The organism is Escherichia sp. MOD1-EC6098 (assembly GCF_002965865.1).
GTDB classification, from domain to species: domain Bacteria; phylum Pseudomonadota; class Gammaproteobacteria; order Enterobacterales; family Enterobacteriaceae; genus Escherichia; species Escherichia marmotae.
In genome coordinates, this window is the sequence record NZ_PTSN01000006.1 from 119081 (window position 1) to 141283 (window position 22203).

Here is a 22203-nt window from a genome sequence, read left to right on the forward strand (position 1 = left end):
ATACAGGAGAGAGTTATGTATCCCGTCGACCTTCATATGCATACCGTTGCCAGTACGCATGCATATAGCACATTAAGTGATTACATTGCCCAGGCCAAACAGAAGGGCATTAAACTTTTTGCGATCACCGATCATGGCCCGGATATGGAAGATGCACCGCACCATTGGCACTTCATTAATATGCGTATCTGGCCGCGAGTGGTCGATGGGGTAGGGATCCTGCGTGGAATCGAAGCCAACATCAAAAACGTTGATGGTGAAATTGACTGCAGCGGCAAAATGTTTGAGTCGCTGGATTTGATCATTGCTGGTTTTCATGAACCAGTTTTTGCACCACATGATAAAGCCACTAACACGCAAGCGATGATCGCGACTATTGCCAGTGGTAATGTGCATATTATAAGCCATCCGGGGAACCCCAAATATTCCATAGATTTTAACGCTGTTGCCGAAGCAGCGGCTAAATATCAGGTGGCGCTGGAAATTAATAATTCCTCATTCTTACATTCGCGTAAGGGCAGTGAAGAAAACTGCCGTGCAGTGGCTGCGGCGGTGCGCGATGCCGGTGGCTGGGTCGCGTTAGGATCGGATTCTCACACCGCGTTTACCATGGGGGACTTTGCAGAGTGTCGTAAAATCCTCGACGCGGTTGATTTTCCGCAAGAGCGTATTCTGAATGTTTCACCGCGCCGCTTACTGAACTTCCTTGAATCTCGCGGTATGGCACCAATTGCAGAATTTGCTGATCTTTAATTGTTATTAACGGAAATAAATTAATGAACGAGTTTTCTATCCTGTGTCGTGTACTGGGTTCGCTCTATTACCGCCAACCGCAGGACCCTTTACTGGTTCCGCTGTTTACCTTGATTCGTGAAGGAAAACTGGCGGCGAACTGGCCGCTGGAACAGGATGAATTACTGGCGCGCTTGCAGAAAAGCTGTGATATGGCGCAAGTATCTGCCGATTACAATGCACTATTTGTCGGAGATGAATGCGCAGTTTCGCCTTATCGCAGCGCCTGGGTTGAGGGTGCCACTGAAGCAGAAGTGCGTGCTTTTCTTTCCGAACGCGGGATGCCGTTAGCGGATACGCCAGCGGATCATATCGGTACTTTATTGCTGGCAGCTTCCTGGTTGGAAGATCAGTCAACAGAAGATGAAAGCGAAGCGCTGGAAACACTGTTCAGCGAGTATCTGTTGCCCTGGTGCGGCGCATTTCTCGGTAAAGTTGAGGCCCATGCGACCACGCCGTTCTGGCGTACCATGGCACCGCTGACCCGCGATGCCATTAGCGCAATGTGGGATGAACTTGAGGAACAGTCAGAAGAATAAATGTGACTCACGTCACTTATAACTGCAATCTATAATTTGCCGTTGCATAAAATGTGTGCTCGATCTCATTCAATTTCGCGTTTTCTGCTATTATGCGCGGCATGAACATACTTCTCTCTATTGCAATCACAACAGGCATTCTCTCCGGTATCTGGGGATGGGTGGCTGTTTCTCTTGGCTTACTTAGCTGGGCGGGTTTCCTGGGCTGCACGGCCTACTTTGCCTGTCCACAGGGTGGTTTGAAAGGACTGGCAATCTCCGCTGCAACGTTGCTGAGTGGCATGGTGTGGGCGATGGTTATTATTCACGGTAGTGCGCTGGCACCACATCTGGAAATTCTCGGTTATGTCATAACGGGGATTGTGGCTTTTCTGATGTGTATTCAGGCTAAACATCTGTTGTTGTCGTTTGTCCCTGGTACATTTATCGGCGCATGTGCGACGTTTGCCGGGCAGGGGAACTGGAAGCTGGTTTTACCCTCTCTGGCGCTTGGGTTGGTGTTTGGCTACGCGATGAAAAACAGTGGTCTTTGGCTGGCAGCGCGCGGTGCTAAGTCCGCTCAGCGAGAGCAACAAGTCAAAAATAAAGCGTGAGGAGCACTCACGCTTTAGATTGAATAGTAAAGAGCCAGCTTTTTTATGTATCAGGATTCCGGCGGTACTGATAAGTGGCGGTATTTCACCAGAATGTCATTCTGCCGTTCTGCTTTATTCTGCAAATCCCACAGGCCACGGTCGATACCGTCGTTAATCAGGAAGATAACGCCTGTTTCGATGGCTGACATCAGGCACAGCATAACCGGCTCGTTAGAGGTATAACCCACTTCCCCTTCCAGTAACCGTTGGTAGTCAATAAAGCGGAAGACACCCGCCTGGACTTCATAGGAAAGGATTGTCTTACTGGTGTTCACCGAAGAAAGGATCTCGCCGGTACTCACATTGACGACGCGCAGGTTCACGGCGATCTGATCAAGTTGGTATTGCGTGTCTGCACCAATACCAAAGTATCTCGCCCCAACACCGCCCGATTTGACGTTGCTTTCATAACCAATAATTGAGCCTTCAACCATGATATTGGCTGCGGTCAGCGATTGAAGCGGGATTCGGTTGTTTACCGCTACAGTACCGTTTTCCTGTGCTGCACGAATAATCTTGCGTTCGTTGAGCAGGTTTTGTAGGCCCTGACGCTCCAGCGGTATAAACCAGCGAGAATCTTTCAATGCCGTGACCAGCATCGCGGTGGCGCTTTGCGGAACAGCAGTGGAGAAGTTACTCGCCGGGTAGGCTTTAAATTGCCCGGTTTCGTCCTGAATGTTGTATACCGAAACAAAGATCTTACCCGTTGGTGCAGGTAAATGGGTCAAATCTTTATAGCTCTGGGCTCGAGGCATTAATGTTGGCTTGGCGGCTTCTTTTGGTGGGGCGGTTAAGCATCCGCTCAGCAACATGACGGCAACCAAAACAAATAAGCGCTGCATGATTAATTTCCTTATGGAGCTGGGGCTTAAAAATCGGTTGAGTTATTTTGTAAACCCGACACTTCAATAGTCGAAGTTTGTCCGGTTTTACGATCTGTCACGTTCAACTGCAATTGACCATCGCGGTTGGCAATATCGATAATATATTCGTTAGTCACCATTCGGCCCGGTTTGCCAGTGTTAATATTCGACAGCAGGCCACCTAAAATTTGTGACTGAATAGCCTGGGTGAAGTTATCCAGCGCCGATGGTGTTTCAATACCAAAGTCATCGTTATAGCTGGGATCTTTATATGAGTTCTGTGCCTGGGCGCTATTTAATAAAAAAGCGCCGTTATTCGGGTTGCCACCAAAGTTTGGGTTGCGGAACTGAAAGGTCATAGTTCCAGCCCAACTTAATGGAGAAATAAGCATGAGTAGAACTACTGCATGTTTGACACGCATTGCAGCCTCCTGACAAATTTTTTATTTAGAATTCATCATGCGCCAAATCGCCCGTACCCAATAACGCCTGATTTATCTGGCGACGATTTAGTGCTTCTTCAGTTTGTATCAGTGCAAAGACGACAGTTTTCTCGAAGTCTCTTTTCAACGGGAATAAAAATGTCTGGAAAATAACGTCCTGATTCACCGTTATTGTGATCCAGCTTCCCCATCGTGCACTGGGTCTTTCATTAATCGTTAAATTACCGGTGTAGTCACTTTCCCATTTATCACTAAAGGCACGGTAAAAATCGTGCCCAATAGATGAAACAGTATGGTCAGTTAACAATCCCGGTACTTCTACCTCAACGGCGTGAACATTGCCCGCAGCGAAGAGAAGTTCTGCTGCTACAATCCAGCATAAATAACGTTTCATGGCTTTATCGCCTGAGGTTATCGTTTGCCCATGAGACCGCTTGTGTTCGGTTTTTTACAGCTATCTTCTTGAAAAGATTATAAAGATGCGTTTTAACCGTATTTTCGCTGATGAACAGCGAACGAGCAATCTCGTTATTGGAGGCGCCGATACGCAGCTTATTAAGGATCTCTTTTTCCCTATGAGTAAGGAGGGCAGATTCCGTGCTGTTATAACGATAGTTACCGGAGTGTGTAATCAGGTAACTGGCAAGCTTTTGCGTAAAGTAGCATTCACCACGTAAGACGCCTTGCAACCCATTGACTACGCGTTCTTGATCCTCCATGGCGTAAAAAACACCATTGATATGTGGCCAGTTTTCAATGTCGCGGTACGGATAATCATCTGGGGTATTTAACAACATTGTTTTAATGTTGTTGTGTTTTCTGCTTAATGTATCCTGCCAGTAATGAATGAGCTTTTTATCTGCTTCCATCATATCCAACAGAATAATGCAGCCAGAAGATATATCGTCCAGAGAACGTTGAATATTATGCAGTTTTCCTGTGATTGCCAGCGATTGTTTTAAATGCTGCAATAACGCTGTCGCCTGCAAGGAAGGTTTAGTGATCAACAGTAAAGTATGACCATGAACACTATGGACTTCATTAAACATGATGAAACCCCGCTTTTTTTTATTAATCGCACACCTGACAGCTACCTCTAAAAATAGAGGCACCAGAAGTACTGACAGATGTTGCACTGCTGTGTGTAGTAATAAATCAACCCTAAATGGGTAAAATATAAAACTAATGGATTACATCTGATTTCAATCTAGCTATTACAAATCTTAAAGCAAGTGTTAAACGTGTAACAAAATGTAATCTGGTATTTAAAAATGTTAACGCTGCGGGGTGATTAAGTTTAGAAATGATAGAAAAGTTGTACATATAGCTTTTATTGCACAATTTTAAAAAGTCATACAAATAACGCTAAGTCCATAATTATGCATATAAAATTTATTCCCACATAGTCCTTTTGTTGCGCGGAAATTTCTTAATTTTTCGGAGGTTCTCCCTGGACAAATTTTTGCTGCAAAAAGACGATGTTTGTCACGGCTTGTTGAACAGACATATCGACGTAATCTTCTCGACTTGTGCAGAGAGGCCGTCCGTTGAATTTTTGCGGTCAAAAAATAGCAATTTAAAAGTAAACAAAATATTTTTTACGTAAATAACAGCGTATTTACGCGAGTTTTAATACTTTGGTATGAACAAAAAAAGAAAAATACAACGCGTGGGTGAGTTATTAAAAATATTTCTACAGACATACTTTCCATCGTAACGCAGCGTTAACAAAAAGCGGTTTGCGTTAACAACCAAGTTGAAGTGATTTAAATTTCTTTAATGTACGACCAGGTCCAGGGTGACAACATGAAAAACAGATTGTTATTTATGATGTTAACAGTACTGGGTGCGCCTGGGATTGCAGCCGCGGCAGGTTATGATTTGGCTAATTCAGAATATAACTTTGCGGTAAATGAATTGAGTAAGTCTTCATTTAATCAGGCAGCCATAATTGGTCAAACTGGCGCTAATAATAGCGCGCAGTTACGGCAGGGAGGCTCTAAACTTTTGTCGGTTATTTCGCAAGAAGGTAATAGTAACCGAGCCAGGATTGACCAGAAAGGAGATTATAACCTTGCGTATATTGACCAGACGGGCAATGCCAACGATGCCAGTATATCGCAAGGCGCATATGGTAATACTGCAATGATTATCCAGAAAGGTTCTGGTAATAAAGCAAATATTACTCAGTATGGTACTCAAAAAACGGCAATTGTAGTGCAGAGACAGTCGCAAATGGCTATTCGCGTGACACAACGTTAATTTCCATACGACTTTTAAATCAATCCGATGGGGGTTTTACATGAAACTTTTAAAAGTAGCAGCAATTGCAGCAATCGTATTCTCTGGTAGTGCTCTGGCAGGTGCTATTCCTCAGTACGGCGGCGGTGGCGACGGCAACCACGGTGGTGGCGGCAATAACAGCGGCCCGAATTCAGAGCTGAATATTTACCAGTACGGCGGCGGTAACTCTGCTGTTGCATTGCAGGCTGATGCCCGCAACTCCGATCTGACTATTACCCAGCATGGCGGCGGTAACGGCGCTGATGTTGGACAAGGTTCTGATGACAGCTCAATCGATCTGACTCAGCGTGGTTTCGGTAACAGCGCTACTCTCGATCAGTGGAATGGTAAAGATTCTACTATGACCGTTAAACAGTTCGGTGGTGGTAACGGTGCTGCTGTTGACCAGACTGCATCTAACTCCAGCGTCAACGTAACTCAGGTTGGCTTTGGTAACAACGCGACCGCTCATCAGTACTAATACAGAATTTGTATGACAGAAACAGGGCGTAAGCCCTGTTTTTTTTCGGGAGAATAGTATGAACGCGTTATTACTTCTCGCGGCGCTTTCCAGCCAGATAACCTTTAATACGACCCAGCAAGGCGACATGTACACCATTATCCCTGAAGTCACCCTGACACAATCTTGCCTGTGTCGGGTACAAATATTGTCTCTGCGCGAAGGCAGTTCTGGGCAAAGCCAGACGAAGCAAGAAAAGACCCTCTCAGTGCCCGCTAATCAACCCATTGCTTTGACAAAATTGAGCTTAAATATTTCCCCGGACGATCGAGTGAAAATAGTTGTTACTGTTTCTGATGGACAGTCACTGCATTTATCACAACAATGGCCGCCATCTTCAGGAAAGTCTTAATGCGTTGATATATTGAGCATAAAATGAATCGGGAGAGAATGGTCTGATGCGAATCGGCCAACCTGACAGTATGGATAACAGCAACCCTCAAGGATGATTAATCATTGAGGAAATAGAATAAATGTTCAGACCATTTTTAAACTCTCTTATGCTCGGCAGTCTGGTTTACCCTTTTATTGCCATCGCAGGCAGTAATGCACAAGGTGGCGTGATCTATTTTCGTGGTCAAATTGTAGAACCGACATGTGATGTCAGTACTCTTCAGGCACCACCAGAAATGACCTGTATGCAGAATGGTTCGGTTCCGGACAAAACCTATTCCAGCAAAGAGTTGATGAGCGGTAACGTCAAAAATCCGCAAATTGCCTCAGTAAAAGTGCAGTACCTTGATGAGCAGAAAAAGCTGGCTGTGATGAACATCGAATATAACTAAGTTTCTGAGCAACTCACGTTGCTGACAACAAAAATGCGATTTCCCTAAAAGCCCTGCTGTACACTTAAGGAACAAGATGGTGTAAGGAGGCGTTATGAAATCGCGTATTCATGTTGTGCAGGGTGATATTACCAAACTGGCCGTTGATGTTATTGTTAATGCGGCAAATCCATCATTAATGGGGGGCGGCGGTGTTGATGGCGCTATTCATCGCGCTGCTGGTCCGGCCTTGCTGGATGCTTGTTTAAAAGTTCGTCAGCAACAGGGCGATTGCCCTACGGGACATGCAGTCATTACTCTTGCAGGCGATCTTCCTGCCAAAGCAGTTGTGCATACCGTTGGGCCAGTCTGGCGCGGGGGCGAACAAAATGAAGACCAGTTATTGCAGGATGCCTATCTCAATAGTCTGCGACTGGTGGCTGCGAACGGTTATTCGTCAGTGGCTTTTCCTGCCATTAGCACTGGTGTATATGGTTACCCGCGTGCTGCTGCGGCTGAAATAGCTGTAAAAACCGTTTCGGAATTTATTACCCGTCACGCTTTACCTGAGCAAGCATACTTTGTCTGTTATGATGCAGAAAACGCCCACCTCTACGAAAGACTCCTTACCCAACAAGGAGATGAATGATTTGCCCCGGCTGGCGAGCGCGGTGCTGCCGTTGTGCTCGCAACATCCTGGAAAATGCGGCATTTTCCCTCTTGATAAAAGCCTGGATGCGTTTGCCGCAAGATATTATCTGGCGGAAATGGCGGAACATACGCTGGATGTTCAGTACTACATTTGGCAGGACGATATGTCGGGGCGGTTGCTGTTTTCCGCCCTGTTAGCCGCAGCGAAGCGTGGCGTTCGCGTCCGGTTGTTGCTCGATGACAACAATACCCCCGGGCTTGATGACATTTTACGCTTGCTCGATAGTCACCCGCGTATTGAAGTCCGGCTTTTCAATCCTTTCTCGTTTCGTTTGTTGCGCCCGCTTGGCTATATCACCGATTTTTCCCGCCTCAATCGCCGTATGCATAATAAAAGTTTTACCGTTGATGGTGTGGTAACGCTGGTGGGCGGGCGAAACATTGGCGACGCTTATTTTGGTGCGGGGGAAGAGCCGCTTTTTTCTGATTTAGATGTCATGGCAATCGGGCCAGTTGTTGAGGACGTTGCCGATGATTTCGCCCGCTACTGGTATTGCAAATCGGTTTCACCGTTGCAGCAGGTGCTGGATGTTCCCGATGGCGAAATGGCTGACCGCATTGAGCTACCTGCGTCCTGGTACAACGACAGCGGGACACATCGCTATTTGCGCCAAATGGAGTTAAGTCCTTTTATAAATCAACTGGTTGACGGGAAATTGCCGCTAGTCTGGGCAAGAACGCGTTTATTAAGTGATGATCCCGCGAAAGGGGAGGGCAAGGCAAAACGCCATTCACTGCTGCCGCAACGTCTGTTCGATATCATGGGCTCACCCAGCGAACGTATTGATATTATCTCTTCCTATTTTGTGCCAACGCGCGCGGGAGTGGCGCAGCTTTTACGAATGGTGAGAAAAGGGGTCAAGATAGCTATCTTAACCAATTCACTTGCCGCTAACGATGTCGCTGTCGTTCATGCTGGGTATGCCCGCTGGCGCAAAAAATTGCTCCGCTATGGCGTTGAATTATATGAACTGAAGCCGACGCGGGAACAGAGCGGAACGCTGCACGATCGCGGTATAACCGGGAATTCTGGCGCAAGTCTGCATGCCAAAACGTTTAGTGTCGATGGCAAAATTGTGTTTATTGGCTCATTCAATTTCGATCCGCGTTCAACGCTGCTCAATACTGAAATGGGCCTGGTGATAGAGAGTGAAACGCTGGCGCAATTAATCGATAAACGCTTTATGCAGAGTCAGTATGATGCGGCCTGGCAGCTCCGTTTGGATCGTTGGGGAAGGATCAACTGGGTCGATCGTCATGGGAAGGAAGATATTATCCTCAAAAAAGAACCCGCAACCAGTTTCTGGAAGCGGGTTATGGTCAGACTGGCGTCAATATTGCCCGTAGAATGGTTATTATAAACGTGGCTTAACGGGCTGGCGCTTTATCATTCTCACGCTTCACGTTCGGTTTGCCAGAGAATAAAAACTTCAGCAACGGAATGCGTAAATGAATTTCGTACAGAATTATCGCAATCCCTATCACAAATATCAGACCGCAGAGAAAACCAAGCCAATTTGAGGTGATATGCGGGGTGATGTATGCGCCGAAAAAGAGCGTTAACGGGTGGTGAACCAGGTAGATAAACAGCGACGCGTTGACAAAATAAGTTACCCGTGCCGACTGAAAATTAAGCAGGCGGTGGCCGAAGGAGAAGACCACATTAACCATCCACAGTCCGAGCACCATCGTGATCACCGACTCAGTTTCATACATCCAAGCATCGCCACTGCCGTAACGTTGATTGAGCAAATAAGCCATAAATGCCAGTGCTGCCGCGAGGGTACAGCCGCGAGATGGGGTGGTAAACAAAGCTTTAAGGTTAGGAAAAATGAAAGCCAGTGCACCGAGAATAAAGAACGGCATATAAAACAGCGTCTGCATGAAAATAAAATTGAACATGCCATCGCTTAAAATGGGCGGATAAATGATAAATAGTGTTCTTCTTATTGCTGCATAGCCAACACCCAGACAGAAAAATAATATCGATAGCTTAACCATCGAGAAAGATTTATTCGCCTTATCTGAATTTTCTAAATTATTTCTGATGCGCTTAAATATCCACACGCACAGTGTCGTCATAACGACCAGCACCAGTAAAAACCACAGATGCGAGACTAATTCCCAGGCCAGAGTATTATATTTGTCATACAATGATAGCCCAGGCCAGCTTTCCGCTTTGCCTTTGACATATTGCAGCATAATGAATTGCGGCAAGGTGAGCAGGGGAATTGCCGTTAACATCGGGATACCTACGCGCTCAACGCGCACTTTCCACCATTTTTTCAATGGGTAGCGCAAAAACAGCATGTAGGAAAAATACCCGGAAATAACGAAAAATACCTGCATACGGAAGGCGTGGATAAAATCGTTAAAAAGCGTCAGCCACCATGATGGTTCTGCGCTATTCACATGCCAGGTGTGGCTTGAATAAATTAAAGAAATATGAAAAGGGATCCCTAACAACATCAACCATGCGCGGATGGAGTCGAGGAAATATTCACGCTGCGCGGGTACTGGATTCATATATGGTTAACTAATCTCGGATTTTTCGTCTTATCCCGACCGGGTAATGCCTTTAGGCTTTTGCCGTAGCGACACTGACCTGACCACATGTGGCGCAGATTTCAAGTGTGTTTTTATGCGGCATAACCGCTACCACGAACCAAAATGGAAGCGCCTGTAAGACGGTTGATAAATAAATTTGCTGGCAAACCCTACACGAACTCGCTCCTTCTGTCTTTAGGAGAAGCACGGAAAGTGAAAACGGTTGCAATCAGGTGCTTAATCCATGAGCCGGTACGCCGAATAATACCGGGATTCTGTTGTCGGAATGGCTGGTTATCCATTAAAATAGATCGGATCGATATAAGCACACAAAGGGGGAAGTGCTTACTTATTATGAAACATAAACTACAAATGATGAAAATGCGTTGGTTGAGCGCTGCAGTAATGTTAACTCTGTATACATCGCCAGGCTGGGCCTTCAGCATTGACGATGTCGCAAAGCAAGCTCAATCCTTAGCCGGGAAAGGCTATGAGGCACCTAAAAGTAATTTGCCCTCCGTTTTCCGCGACATGAAATACGCGGACTATCAGCAGATCCAGTTTAATCATGACAAAGCCTACTGGAACAATCTGAAGACCCCATTCAAGCTCGAGTTCTACCATCAAGGTATGTACTTCGACACGCCGGTCAAAATCAACGAAGTCACCGCAACGGCAGTAAAAAGAATCAAATACAGTCCGGATTATTTCACTTTCGGTGATGTTCAGCATGACAAAGACACGGTAAAAGACCTTGGCTTCGCCGGTTTTAAAGTGCTTTACCCGATCAACAGCAAAGATAAAAACGATGAAATCGTCAGCATGCTCGGGGCCAGCTATTTTCGCGTGATTGGCGCAGGTCAGGTTTACGGTCTTTCTGCCCGTGGCCTGGCAATTGATACCGCTTTGCCATCCGGTGAAGAATTTCCGCGATTTAAAGAATTCTGGATCGAGCGTCCAAAACCGACTGACAAACGTTTAACGATTTATGCGCTGCTTGATTCGCCGCGTGCGACAGGCGCTTACAAGTTCGTTGTTATGCCGGGACGTGACACGGTTGTTGATGTGCAATCGAAAATTTACCTGCGCGATAAAGTCGGCAAACTGGGCGTTGCACCGTTAACCAGTATGTTCCTGTTCGGGCCGAATCAGCCATCTCCGGCGAATAACTATCGTCCGGAATTGCACGATTCTAACGGCCTTTCTATCCATGCTGGTAACGGTGAGTGGATCTGGCGTCCGCTGAACAACCCGAAACATCTGGCGATCAGCAGTTTCTCGATGGAGAACCCTCAAGGTTTCGGTCTACTGCAACGCGGCCGCGATTTCTCCCGTTTTGAAGATCTCGACGATCGTTATGATTTGCGTCCTAGCGCCTGGGTAACGCCGAAAGGGGAGTGGGGTAAAGGCAGCGTTGAGCTGGTAGAAATTCCAACCAACGATGAAACCAACGATAACATCGTCGCTTACTGGACACCGGATCAGTTGCCGGAGCCGGGCAAAGAGATGAACTTTAAATACACCATCACCTTCAGTCGTGACGAAGACAAACTTCACGCGCCTGATAACGCCTGGGTGCAGCAGACGCGCCGTTCAACGGGCGATGTAAAGCAGTCGAACCTGATTCGCCAGCCTGATGGCACTATTGCCTTTGTGGTCGATTTCACCGGCGCAGAAATGAAAAAACTGCCAGAGGATACGCCGGTCACCGCGCAAACCAGCATTGGCGATAATGGTGAGATTGTCGAAAGCACGGTGCGTTATAACCCGGTTACTAAAGGCTGGCGTCTGGTGATGCGTGTGAAAGTGAAAGATGCCAAGAAAACCACTGAAATGCGTGCTGCGCTGGTGAATGCCGATCAGACGTTGAGTGAAACCTGGAGCTACCAGTTACCTGCCAATGAATAAGACAACCGAGTACATTGACGCAATGCCCATCTCTGCAAGCGAGAAAGCGGCATTGCCGAAGACCGATATCCGCGCTGTTCATCAGGCGCTGGATGCTGAACACCGGATCTATGCGCGGGAGGATGACTCCCCACAAGGCTCGGTAAAGGCACGTCTGGAACAAGCCTGGCCTGATTCGCTTGCTGATGGACAGTTAATTAAAGACGACGAAGGACGCGACCAGCTTCAGGCAATGCCGAAAGCAAAACGCTCCTCTATGTTTCCCGATCCGTGGCGAACTAATCCGGTAGGGCGATTCTGGGATCGTCTGCGTGGGCGCGATGTGACGCCGCGCTATCTGGCCCGGTTGACCAAAGAAGAGCAGGAAAGTGAGCAAAAGTGGCGTACCGTCGGGACAATCCGTCGTTACATCCTGCTTATCCTGACGTTGGCGCAAACTGTTGTCGCCACCTGGTACATGAAGACGATTCTGCCGTATCAGGGATGGGCGTTGATTAATCCGGTTGATATGGTTGGTCAGGATCTGTGGGTTTCCTTCATGCAGCTCCTGCCTTATATGCTGCAAACCGGCATTCTGATCCTCTTCGCTGTTCTTTTCTGTTGGGTGTCTGCCGGGTTCTGGACGGCGCTGATGGGCTTCCTGCAGTTACTTATTGGTCGCGATAAATACAGTATATCTGCGTCAACCGTTGGTGATGAGCCGTTAAATCCGGAGCATCGCACGGCATTGATCATGCCTATTTGTAATGAGGATGTGAACCGCGTCTTTGCAGGCTTGCGCGCAACGTGGGAATCGGTAAAAGCCACCGGCAATGCTCAACACTTTGATGTCTATATTCTGAGTGACAGCTACAACCCAGACATCTGTGTGGCAGAACAAAAAGCGTGGATGGAGCTGATCGCTGAAGTCGGTGGCGAAGGTCAGATTTTCTATCGCCGTCGTCGTCGTCGCGTGAAGCGTAAGAGCGGTAATATCGATGACTTCTGCCGTCGTTGGGGCAGTCAGTACAGCTACATGGTGGTGCTGGATGCCGACTCAGTGATGACCGGTGATTGCTTGTGTGGTCTGGTGCGCCTGATGGAAGCCAATCCGAATGCCGGGATTATCCAGTCTTCACCGAAAGCGTCCGGTATGGATACGCTGTATGCGCGCTGCCAGCAGTTTGCTACCCGTGTCTATGGGCCATTGTTCACTGCCGGTTTGCACTTCTGGCAACTCGGTGAGTCGCACTACTGGGGGCATAACGCGATAATCCGCGTGAAACCGTTTATCGAGCATTGTGCGCTGGCACCGCTGCCTGGTGAAGGATCATTTGCTGGTTCAATTCTTTCGCATGACTTTGTGGAAGCCGCACTGATGCGCCGTGCAGGCTGGGGGGTATGGATTGCTTACGATCTTCCTGGCTCTTATGAAGAGTTGCCGCCTAATCTGCTTGATGAGCTAAAACGTGACCGCCGCTGGTGCCACGGTAACCTGATGAACTTCCGTCTGTTCCTGGTGAAAGGGATGCACCCGGTACACCGCGCGGTGTTCCTGACAGGTGTGATGTCTTATCTTTCCGCACCGCTGTGGTTTATGTTCCTCGCGCTTTCTACCGCATTGCAGGTAGTGCACGCGCTGACCGAGCCGCAATACTTTCTGCAACCACGGCAGTTGTTCCCGGTGTGGCCACAGTGGCGTCCTGAACTGGCTATTGCGCTGTTTGCCTCGACCATGGTGCTGCTGTTCCTGCCGAAGTTGTTGAGTATTTTGCTCATCTGGTGCAAAGGGACGAAAGAGTATGGCGGCTTCTGGCGCGTGACGTTATCGTTGTTGTTAGAAGTGCTGTTCTCCGTGTTGTTGGCACCGGTACGCATGCTGTTTCATACGGTATTCGTGGTCAGCGCCTTCCTCGGTTGGGAAGTGGTGTGGAATTCACCGCAGCGTGATGATGACTCCACTTCCTGGGGCGAAGCGTTTAAACGCCACGGCTCTCAGTTATTGCTGGGGTTAGTGTGGGCGGTCGGTATGGCGTGGCTGGATCTGCGTTTTCTGTTCTGGCTGGCACCGATTGTCTTCTCGTTGATCCTGTCACCGTTTGTTTCGGTGATCTCCAGCCGTACAACCGTTGGTTTGCGCACGAAACGCTGGAAACTGTTCCTGATCCCGGAAGAGTATTCACCGCCGCAGGTACTGGTCGATACCGATCGTTTCCTTGAGATGAACCGTCAACGTTCTCTCGACGATGGCTTTATGCACGCGGTGTTTAATCCGTCGTTTAATGCCCTGGCAATGGCAATGGCCACCGCGCGTCACCGCGCCAGTAAGGTGCTGGAAATCGCCCGCGATCGCCACGTTGAACAGGCGCTGAACGAGACGCCAGAGAAGCTGAATCGCGATCGCCGCCTGGTGCTGTTGAGCGATCCGGTGACCATGGCACGCCTGCATTTCCGTGTGTGGAATTCCCCGGAGAAATATTCTTCATGGGTGAGTTACTACGAAGGGATAAAGCTGAATCCACTGGCATTACGTAAACCGGATGTGGCTTCGCAATAAAGCGTAGTTACCTGCAATATATTGAATTTGCAAGGTTTCGTAGATCGGATAAGACGTTCACGCCACATCCGGCAAAAACAACGAGCCAATAAAAATACCGGCGTAATGCCGGTATTTTTTTACAGAAGAGGGTACGAATGCGTTTCATTTTGGTAGGCATCATGGTTGCTTTGCTGAGTGGTTGTGGCAGCATCATCAGCCGCACCATACCGGGGCAGGGGCATGGCAATCAATATTATCCAGGTGTGCAATGGGATGTGCGTGACTCCGCATGGCGCTATGTCACGATCCTTGATCTTCCATTCTCTTTAGTCTTTGATACCTTACTGCTGCCGATCGACATTCACCACGGAGCATATGAGTAATTAACGTTCATCCCACTCATCGGCTGCTGTGCGCCCTTCTTCGGTATCCAGCGGAGGCTCAAGCTGGAATTCGCCTTCGTCCCATTCATGCAGAGTATTTTCTTCCTGCCATTCCTGGCGGATTTCAATCTCATCATAATCGCCATCAAATATGCTCTGTGCGGCTTCTCCACTGAACATTGGCAGGCATTCACCTTCTTCGCCTTCATCGGCGTAAAACTCAACCTGCCACATAATGTCGCCATCTTGCAGAATGTATTTTTGGACATTGAACTGTTGCACATTCGCTTCTTCGGCGTCGATGCCGGGATTATCAGCAAGAAATTCTTCGCGTGCGGCATCAATGGCTTCTTCAAGCGTTGCGTACATAGTCATCACGATTCTCCCTTTGATTTGATGAGGTATTCAGGGAAAGAATAGCTGATTCTCCGCTTTTGCAAGTATGAAAGGCGAAAAATCAGTTCGATACCTGGGGGAATCGGCGGCGACGCAGGCTGTTCCAGGAATAGACAGCGTTAAACAGAACGACTCCGGCAGTAACCAGAAATACTGCCCGGAAGCCATAGTTTGCTGAGATAGCGGCCCCCATCAATGGCCCCGTAACGTTGCCAATATCACGAAACGACTGGTTATAACTGAAAATGCGACCGGCGATTTGGTTGGTCGAATTGTAAACCAGCAGCGTCTGTACGGCGGGGAGCAAAGCACCATCTGCAGCACCGAGTAAAAACCGTAAAATCCCCAGTTGCAATGGCGTCTGGACATAAGACATTGGGATCAACAGCAGTACAGAAAAGATCAGCGCAGTTATCAGAATCTTTTCTGGTCCGATTCGATCGCCAAGTTTGCCGAGTCGTGGTGCGCTAAGTAGAGCTGCCACGCCGGGGACTGAGGCGATCATCCCGCTGATAAACGCGATATTACTGACATTGCCGGCCAGTTCGCGGACATACAGCGTCAGGATTGGGGCGATTGAACCGGTGGCAATCTGGATAATTAACGTCGTGACAAACAGGCTGAGTACCAGTTTTGGGTTTTTAAGTGACGTTACGACTTCCCGCATGTGCAGCATCTCTTTTTTGCTGACCGGTTGGAATTTTTCTTTGATACAAAATAGGGTGACAAAAAAACAGAGTAGCAGCACGCTAGCGGTGATAAAGAACACCGGACGTAAGCCGTAGCTATCCGCGAGCAGACCGCCAGCCATTGGGCCGAGCAACGCGCCACTAACCCCACCGGTAGAGAGTGTCCCCAGCGCCCAGCCGCTTTTGTTGCGTGGGACCTGGGTGGCGATTAAGGCGTTGGCGTTGGGAACAAATCCACCGAGCAGCCCCAGTAGCGCCCGCAGGATCAGGAACTGCCAGATATTTTGCGCCAACCCCATCAACACCATCACGATGCCCATCCCGAGAGCCGAGCGCAATAGCATAATTTTTCGGCCTTTGCGATCGGCAAGCCCGCCCCAAAACGGGGAGGCGATAGCAGAAAATAAAAAGGTAATACTGAAGACAATTCCGGACCACATATTCAGCTCACTGTGACCGGTGACGCCAAGTTGCTCAACGTAGAGGGGTAAGAACGGCATCACCAGACTGAAGGCGGCGCCGGTGAGAAAACAACCTAGCCAGGCAACGATCAGGTTTCGTTTCCAGTTTATGGAGGTGTCATTATCAGAGGGTGACATAGCAATCCGCTGTTGGTGCGCCAGGCGCGGTGAACATAAGAAGAAAAAATAAGCACACTAATTATGCGCCTGACTTATAGGTGGTGCAACGCAGAGAGCTTTTATCGCTAAATCAGGGGATTTGATGCTGACAGGCCGGATGTGATGCAGGCATCTTATCCGGCCTGTGAATATGTATTAATAGCGAGAAGGTACGCCTTGCGGGCGCGTTTTAAAGCGACGATGCAGCCACATGTACTGTTCCGGCGCCATCATGATGCATTTTTCTACCACTTTATTCATCCACGCAGCGGTGGTTTCAGCGTTATCCAGCGGAGGTGAACACTCTGGCGGCAGCATGATCAATTGATACCCTTTGCCATCTGGCTTACGACGCGGAACAAACGGCACCAGACACGCACCAGACATTCTGGCCAGCATCCAGGTGCCGCTGGTGGTCGCCGCCTGTTCAACGGCAAACAGCGGCACAAAAACGCTTGAGCGTGGACCGTAATCGTGATCTGGTGCATACCAGACCACTTCGCCTTTCTTCAGTGCTTTAATCATTCCTTTTAAATCTTTGCGATCGAGCATCGATTTATTCGAACGCAGACGCCCCCAGGTTTGCAGCCAGTCGATCAATGGATTATCGTTCGGGCGATAGACACCGATACCCGGTTCCTGCATACCAAATTGCCTTGCGCCCAGTTCCAGAGTCAGAAAATGGATGCCAACTAACAGGATGCCGCGCTTTTGTGCCTGCACGTCACGGATATGTTCCATGCCGATCACTTCTGTCCAACGGGCAACCCGACGGTCCGGCCAGAACCATGCCATGCCAGTCTCCATCAGCCCCATGCCAACGGATTCGAAATTCTTCACCACCATTTCACGGCGTTCCTGTTCACTCATCTCCGGGAAGCACAGTTCCAGGTTGCGGTGCACAATTTTGGCGCGTCGTTTCATAAAACGTAACGCCAGTCGTCCCGCCGCGATGCCGAGGCGGTAGATAATTGGGTAGGGTAACTGAACGACCAACCAAAGTACGCCAATACCCAACCAGGTTAACCAATAACGCGGATGAAGCAGTGCGGTGGAGAACTTGGGTAGATTCGTCATATCAATCCTGTCTTTCAACCTATACGGGCAATTGTATGTATTGTCGCATTTTTTCGTCCGCAACCAAAATTTGTGACCGGGGATTGGGTGAAATTGCCGCGCATGTAAACCATTATTAATTTTTAATGTGCAAATGTAGCGTAAAATGTGTGGATGTTAATTATCGATAATTGCTATATGATGCCGCGGATTTTTACTTACCCACCCGCAGGAACCGTACACCATGCCAGTGTTACACAACCGCATTTCTAATGACGCGCTGAAAGCCAAAATGCTGACCGAGAGCGAACCACGCACCACCATGTCGTTCTATAAATATTTCCAAATTGCCGATCCCAGGGCGACCCGCGATGCTTTATATCAGCTATTTACTGCGTTGAATGTCTTTGGGCGGGTCTATCTGGCACGTGAAGGGATCAACGCACAAATCAGCGTACCGGCGAGCAACGTAGAGACATTTCGCGCACAGCTTTATGCTTTTGACCCTGCTTTAAACGGATTACGTCTGAATATTGCGCTGGATGATGACGGGAAATCCTTCTGGGTGCTGCGCATGAAAGTCCGCGAACGAATTGTTGCCGATGGTATTGACGATCCTCAATTTGACGCCAGTAACGTCGGGGAATATCTACAAGCGGCGGAAGTGAACGCCATGCTTGACGATCCAGATACGCTGTTTATCGACATGCGCAACCACTATGAATACGAAGTGGGGCATTTTGAAAACGCGCTCGAAATTCCGGCTGATACCTTCCGTGAGCAACTGCCGAAAGCGGTTGAGATGATGCAGGCGCATAAAGATAAAAAAATCGTGATGTACTGCACCGGTGGTATTCGTTGCGAAAAGGCCAGTGCCTGGATGAAACATAGCGGATTCAATAAAGTCTGGCATATCGAAGGCGGCATTATTGAATACGCCCGCAAAGCGCGGGAACAAGGTCTGCCGGTCCGCTTTATTGGTAAAAATTTCGTTTTTGATGAGCGGATGGGAGAGCGCATCTCTGATGAAATTATCGCGCATTGTCATCAATGTGGCACACCGTGCGACAGCCATACCAACTGCAAAAATGATGGTTGCCACCTGCTGTTCATTCAGTGTCCGGCGTGCGCCGAGAAATTCAAAGGCTGTTGTAGTGAGATTTGCTGTGAAGAAAGCGCGTTACCGCCAGAAGAACAGCGACGTCTCCGTGCCGGGCGGGAAAATGGCAATAAGATCTTTAATAAATCACGTGGACGCCTGAACATGACACTGGTTATTCCTGATCCAACAGAATAAACATTCGTGCCGGATGCGTGTCATCCGGCAACATCTCAGCACTACTTCTGTTGTATGCCTTCAACCGAAATAATCAGATCAACTTCCTGCGAAGCCGCGCCTAAATCTGTCTTGATATTGAAGTCTTTTAGCTTAATTTTCCCTTCAGCCTCAAAACCCGCACGTTTACCGCCCCATGGATCGTCGCCCTGGCCAATCAATTTCGCTTCCAGCGTTACTGGTTTGGTCACGCCATTCAGCGTCAGATCACCAGTAATATCCAGCTCGTCACCGTTTTTCTTCACGCTGGTGGAGGAGAAGGTTGCCTGCGGATATTTTGCTGTATTAAGGAAATCCGCGCTGCGGAGATGTTTATCGCGCTCGGCGTGATTGGTATCAACACTGGTGGTGTTAATAGTCACATTCACTTTATCGGCTGCAGGATCCTTTTCATCAAACGTAAATGTACCGTCGAAATCTTTAAATGTGCCGTACAACCAACTGTAACCCAGATGCTGGATGCGGAAATTGACAAAGGCGTGCTGGCCTTCTTTGTCAATTTTATAATCGGCGGCGATAGCTGAACCGGCAGAGAACATCAGTGAAGCGAAGGTTAAACCAAGCAGGCTTTTTTTCATTTTTTAAACTCCATAGTCAGATGACGATTTTCCCAGCATGCGCTTCAGGGTGTCGTCTTTATCGATGAAATGATGCTTCAGAGCCATAAATCCGTGCATAACGGACAGAACGATCACGCTCCACGCCAGCCAAAAATGCAGGGCACCGGCTAAGTCAGCCTGCGCGCCAGTATCGGCAAGGGTTGCGGGAACGTCAAACCAGCCAAAAACGCTGATCGGTTTGCCATCGGCGGTAGAGATCAGATAGCCACTGATGCCAATGGCGAAGAGCAAGAGGTACAGCGCAAGATGTCCAGTCTTTGCACCAAGACGAGTCATAAGCGAATAATTTTGCAACGGACCTGGCGGTGGGGATATGACACGCCACAGAATACGAACAACCAGCCCCATCATTAACAGAATACCGATGCTTTTATGCAGTTCTGGTGCTTTGTGATACCAGCCATCGTAATAACTGAGCGTTACCATCCACAGACCCAAAGCAAACATGCCATAGACAATGATTGCACTTAGCCAATGAAAGGCTGTTGATATAACGCCATAGCGTTCAGGGGTATTTGTAAGTGGCATAAGGGCATCCGAAACATATTTGCGAGAGAATGAAAATGGCGTGTCGGAGAATGAATTGCAACTTAAAAATAACAATTCGAATGATATTTATTTTTATTTCAATAATTTTGATTTAATAATGAAGAGATCTTCATAAGTTTAGTTGTTTCAGGATGAGTGAAATCTGGTGAATGCGGTTATTGCAGGAATAAGCTTATTCAAATTTTCACACCAAATGAAAGAGATATTAAATATTTGTCAATTTATGTCAGTGATTACGGGTTAGAAATAAAATACATAGATGAGATCCATAATCGCCAGCAGTGACCAAAGAACAAGATAAAGCATGAGGTGTTCGCGAATATTATTGATGAGATAGTTCACCAAACGACGCATTAAAAAACTCCTGTAAAAACGGCCTCATTTTGGAGGCCGTAATGATGATTATTGGAAGCGGGAAAGTCTGAATGGCGTCAAATCAAAATTGCTTTTTTTGTCTTGTGCAAAGTCAGCGGCTATTTCCCCTAAAACCGACGCAAATTTAAAGCCGTGCCCACTCAGGCCGGTAATCAGCAGCGTATTATCGTGACCGGGCAGGGTATCGATAATAAAATCTTCGTCAGGCGAATTATCATAGGTGCAGGAAGCGCCGTACAGGCAGCAGCCAATACCTGGCAACACCTGGCGCAAGAATGGGAAGGCTTCAGAACCGTCGCTGGTAATTTCCGCAAATGGAACTCGTTCATCCGCGGAATGAATCACCTGACCACCGTTATGTTTACCAATCTTCAGAGCGTCATTTTCGGCAGGAAAACCGTAATATTGATCGCCATTGGGCAGTTCGCCAGTAAACGCCGGAAATTTATTTTTAATGCTATAACGACCATCTGCCTGATACCAGGCAAATACTTTGCGTACTGGCTGAATCGGGAGTTCTGGTAGCAGGTCTTTTACCCAGGTTCCCGCGCAGACGATCGCTTTCTTTGCCTGATACTCGCCATCAGCCGTTGTAATAGTTACGCCGTTGTCATCATGGTGAATAGCGGTGACCGGGCAATTAAACAGTTGCGCGCAGCCAGCTTCATTCGCCAGTTTGATCCAGGTTTTAATCGCCAGTTCACTGCGCAAAAAGCCGGAATCAGCTTCAAATAAGCCGATGTAGTTGTCCGGGACGCGTATTTCCGGCCAGCGGGCCATAATCGCTTGCGCATCCAGTTTTTCGACGTTGAGTTGCCACTGTTCCGCACTGTGGGCAACGTTGGTGAGGAATTTGGAGTCAGATGGACCAAGGTTGATGACGCCAGAGCGCACAAAAATAGGGTCTTCTTCGTTGTAATGGGAGAGTTCATCCCACAACGTTTGCGCGCGAAGCACTAACGGAACATATTTTTCGCCTTCACCATAAGCATGGCGAATTAATCGCGTATCACCGTGGTGACTGCCGTGTTGATGTGGTGGCATATGGGCGTCGGTCATCAGCACTTTCAAACCGGCCTGGGTGGCATAATACCCGGCTGCAGCACCTACGGAACCGCTGCCAATAATGATGAGATCGTATTTCATTTTTTTCTCTCTGCTCTCATGGTACAAGCAGAGTAATTAAGTGAATGCAGATATACAACCCAGAAATGGTAAAGGCACCGGTCAGGTGCCTTTTGGGTGGATGGTCATGTCATGTTAATGACGCCGATACTCATTTACATGGAAATCACCAGATTCAATTTTGGCGATTCCTGCTTCTAATATCGAAATAAATTGTCTGGCAACATCAGTAGTTAACCAGAGTGTCTGACCAACTTCAGTCCCTTCCTGCTCGGACTTATTTGGGGTCTGGTAGTGCAAACGCAACATCAGCGCATCATAGCTATCAACGGTGCTGATGTCCCACCCTACGAGCGGATGAGTCTGAATGACTTCATTGTTTTTTTCCATCATGGCCCCCTAATTCGTGTTACTAGACAACGTTATTCGAGGTTCAATGCGTTTTTATCTGAAGCAACTTCAGTATACCAATAAGTAAGGGTGTTCACCGAATTTTTAAAGGGGGAAAGAGATATTTTTTTGGTTTTAAGA

Annotated in this window: 26 protein-coding genes; 13 read left to right on the forward strand and 13 right to left on the reverse strand. The window is 48.0% G+C overall.

Annotation, left to right across the window (positions count from 1 at the left end):
• Positions 1 to 15: 15 nt before the first annotated feature.
• The 3 genes from ycdX to C0K55_RS09005 all read left to right on the forward strand — a co-directional run bounded on the left by ycdX (position 16) and on the right by C0K55_RS09005 (position 1924).
• A complete protein-coding gene (ycdX, locus tag C0K55_RS08995) occupies positions 16 to 753 on the forward strand; it encodes a zinc-binding phosphatase (protein WP_000283676.1) in 738 nt (245 codons plus the stop codon).
• 23 nt (positions 754 to 776) lie between these two features.
• Positions 777 to 1331, forward strand: a complete 555-nt coding sequence (gene ycdY / locus C0K55_RS09000) for a molecular chaperone YcdY (RefSeq protein ID WP_001516162.1) — start codon at positions 777 to 779, stop codon at positions 1329 to 1331.
• Positions 1332 to 1432: 101 nt separating this feature from the next.
• Positions 1433 to 1924: a DUF1097 domain-containing protein gene (locus C0K55_RS09005; protein WP_010377210.1), complete on the forward strand. Its 492-nt coding sequence runs from the start codon at positions 1433 to 1435 to the stop codon at positions 1922 to 1924.
• A gap of 50 nt (positions 1925 to 1974) precedes the next feature.
• Here the strand turns inward: C0K55_RS09005 and csgG are convergent, their stop codons facing one another.
• From csgG to csgD, 4 genes are read right to left on the reverse strand one after another with little or no spacing between them, the layout of a single operon-like run.
• Positions 1975 to 2808, reverse strand: coding sequence for a curli production assembly/transport protein CsgG (csgG, locus tag C0K55_RS09010; RefSeq protein WP_001189334.1), 834 nt, complete (start codon positions 2806 to 2808; stop codon positions 1975 to 1977).
• 26 nt (positions 2809 to 2834) lie between these two features.
• On the reverse strand, positions 2835 to 3251 hold the full coding sequence (gene csgF / locus C0K55_RS09015; RefSeq protein WP_001264092.1) for a curli production assembly/transport protein CsgF: 417 nt from the start codon (positions 3249 to 3251) through the stop codon (positions 2835 to 2837).
• A gap of 25 nt (positions 3252 to 3276) precedes the next feature.
• Positions 3277 to 3666 carry a curli production assembly/transport protein CsgE gene (csgE, locus tag C0K55_RS09020; RefSeq protein ID WP_000833232.1) on the reverse strand — a complete coding sequence of 130 codons (390 nt, stop codon included), beginning with the start codon at positions 3664 to 3666 and terminating at the stop codon, positions 3277 to 3279.
• Between the two features lie 4 nt (positions 3667 to 3670).
• A complete protein-coding gene (csgD, locus tag C0K55_RS09025; RefSeq protein WP_000481523.1) occupies positions 3671 to 4321 on the reverse strand; it encodes a biofilm master transcriptional regulator CsgD in 651 nt (216 codons plus the stop codon).
• 757 nt (positions 4322 to 5078) lie between these two features.
• Between csgD and csgB the strand changes: the two genes are divergently transcribed.
• From csgB to clsC, 6 genes are all read left to right on the forward strand, one after another.
• Positions 5079 to 5534, forward strand: coding sequence for a curli minor subunit CsgB (gene csgB, locus C0K55_RS09030; protein WP_001516164.1), 456 nt, complete (start codon positions 5079 to 5081; stop codon positions 5532 to 5534).
• 40 nt (positions 5535 to 5574) lie between these two features.
• Positions 5575 to 6036 carry a curli major subunit CsgA gene (gene csgA, locus C0K55_RS09035; RefSeq protein ID WP_105266250.1) on the forward strand — a complete coding sequence of 154 codons (462 nt, stop codon included), beginning with the start codon at positions 5575 to 5577 and terminating at the stop codon, positions 6034 to 6036.
• A gap of 58 nt (positions 6037 to 6094) precedes the next feature.
• Complete coding sequence (gene csgC / locus C0K55_RS09040) at positions 6095 to 6427, forward strand: curli assembly chaperone CsgC (RefSeq protein ID WP_000992824.1); 333 nt, start codon at positions 6095 to 6097, stop codon at positions 6425 to 6427.
• Positions 6428 to 6548: 121 nt separating this feature from the next.
• Positions 6549 to 6860 carry a type 1 fimbrial protein gene (locus C0K55_RS09045; RefSeq protein ID WP_000489594.1) on the forward strand — a complete coding sequence of 104 codons (312 nt, stop codon included), beginning with the start codon at positions 6549 to 6551 and terminating at the stop codon, positions 6858 to 6860.
• Between the two features lie 94 nt (positions 6861 to 6954).
• Positions 6955 to 7488, forward strand: coding sequence for an O-acetyl-ADP-ribose deacetylase (gene ymdB, locus C0K55_RS09050; protein WP_105266249.1), 534 nt, complete (start codon positions 6955 to 6957; stop codon positions 7486 to 7488).
• On the forward strand, positions 7430 to 8911 hold the full coding sequence (gene clsC, locus C0K55_RS09055) for a cardiolipin synthase ClsC (protein WP_123058141.1): 1482 nt from the start codon (positions 7430 to 7432) through the stop codon (positions 8909 to 8911). The genes ymdB and clsC overlap by 59 nt, the downstream gene beginning before the upstream one ends.
• A 7-nt stretch (positions 8912 to 8918) precedes the next feature.
• Here clsC and mdoC read toward each other — a convergent pair whose 3' ends face one another.
• Positions 8919 to 10076, reverse strand: a complete 1158-nt coding sequence (mdoC, locus tag C0K55_RS09060; RefSeq protein ID WP_001516166.1) for a glucans biosynthesis protein MdoC — start codon at positions 10074 to 10076, stop codon at positions 8919 to 8921.
• A gap of 393 nt (positions 10077 to 10469) precedes the next feature.
• On the opposite strand from mdoC, the gene mdoG reads away from it, so the two are divergent.
• From mdoG to C0K55_RS09080, 3 genes are all read left to right on the forward strand, one after another.
• The gene (mdoG, locus tag C0K55_RS09070) at positions 10470 to 12005 is read left to right on the forward strand and encodes a glucans biosynthesis protein MdoG (protein ID WP_010377222.1); all 1536 of its coding nucleotides are present in this window, start codon (positions 10470 to 10472) and stop codon (positions 12003 to 12005) included.
• Complete coding sequence (mdoH, locus tag C0K55_RS09075; protein ID WP_010377224.1) at positions 11998 to 14541, forward strand: glucans biosynthesis glucosyltransferase MdoH; 2544 nt, start codon at positions 11998 to 12000, stop codon at positions 14539 to 14541. Before mdoG ends, mdoH begins: the two co-directional genes overlap by 8 nt.
• Positions 14542 to 14678: 137 nt before the next feature.
• Positions 14679 to 14906, forward strand: coding sequence for a YceK/YidQ family lipoprotein (locus C0K55_RS09080; protein WP_001211026.1), 228 nt, complete (start codon positions 14679 to 14681; stop codon positions 14904 to 14906).
• Here the strand turns inward: C0K55_RS09080 and C0K55_RS09085 are convergent, their stop codons facing one another.
• The 3 genes from C0K55_RS09085 to lpxL form a co-directional block, all read right to left on the reverse strand.
• On the reverse strand, positions 14907 to 15281 hold the full coding sequence (locus C0K55_RS09085) for a MysB family protein (protein WP_001516169.1): 375 nt from the start codon (positions 15279 to 15281) through the stop codon (positions 14907 to 14909).
• Positions 15282 to 15363: 82 nt separating this feature from the next.
• Positions 15364 to 16590 (reverse strand): multidrug efflux MFS transporter MdtG, encoded by a 1227-nt coding sequence (gene mdtG / locus C0K55_RS09090; RefSeq protein ID WP_000075038.1) that lies wholly within the window; start codon positions 16588 to 16590, stop codon positions 15364 to 15366.
• Between the two features lie 177 nt (positions 16591 to 16767).
• Positions 16768 to 17688, reverse strand: coding sequence for a kdo(2)-lipid IV(A) lauroyltransferase (gene lpxL, locus C0K55_RS09095; RefSeq protein WP_001516170.1), 921 nt, complete (start codon positions 17686 to 17688; stop codon positions 16768 to 16770).
• 223 nt (positions 17689 to 17911) lie between these two features.
• On the opposite strand from lpxL, the gene trhO reads away from it, so the two are divergent.
• Complete coding sequence (gene trhO, locus C0K55_RS09100; RefSeq protein WP_038354857.1) at positions 17912 to 18964, forward strand: oxygen-dependent tRNA uridine(34) hydroxylase TrhO; 1053 nt, start codon at positions 17912 to 17914, stop codon at positions 18962 to 18964.
• A 41-nt stretch (positions 18965 to 19005) separates the two neighbouring features.
• Here the strand turns inward: trhO and C0K55_RS09105 are convergent, their stop codons facing one another.
• The 5 genes from C0K55_RS09105 to bssS all read right to left on the reverse strand — a co-directional run bounded on the left by C0K55_RS09105 (position 19006) and on the right by bssS (position 22062).
• Complete coding sequence (locus tag C0K55_RS09105; RefSeq protein ID WP_000749251.1) at positions 19006 to 19581, reverse strand: YceI family protein; 576 nt, start codon at positions 19579 to 19581, stop codon at positions 19006 to 19008.
• Positions 19582 to 19584: 3 nt separating this feature from the next.
• Positions 19585 to 20151: a cytochrome b gene (locus tag C0K55_RS09110; RefSeq protein ID WP_038354856.1), complete on the reverse strand. Its 567-nt coding sequence runs from the start codon at positions 20149 to 20151 to the stop codon at positions 19585 to 19587.
• Between the two features lie 261 nt (positions 20152 to 20412).
• Positions 20413 to 20526 (reverse strand): YceO family protein, encoded by a 114-nt coding sequence (locus C0K55_RS09115; protein WP_085448872.1) that lies wholly within the window; start codon positions 20524 to 20526, stop codon positions 20413 to 20415.
• Between the two features lie 48 nt (positions 20527 to 20574).
• Complete coding sequence (gene solA / locus C0K55_RS09120) at positions 20575 to 21693, reverse strand: N-methyl-L-tryptophan oxidase (protein ID WP_016261903.1); 1119 nt, start codon at positions 21691 to 21693, stop codon at positions 20575 to 20577.
• A gap of 114 nt (positions 21694 to 21807) precedes the next feature.
• Positions 21808 to 22062, reverse strand: coding sequence for a biofilm formation regulator BssS (gene bssS / locus C0K55_RS09125; RefSeq protein WP_000414435.1), 255 nt, complete (start codon positions 22060 to 22062; stop codon positions 21808 to 21810).
• Positions 22063 to 22203: the final 141 nt, after the last annotated feature.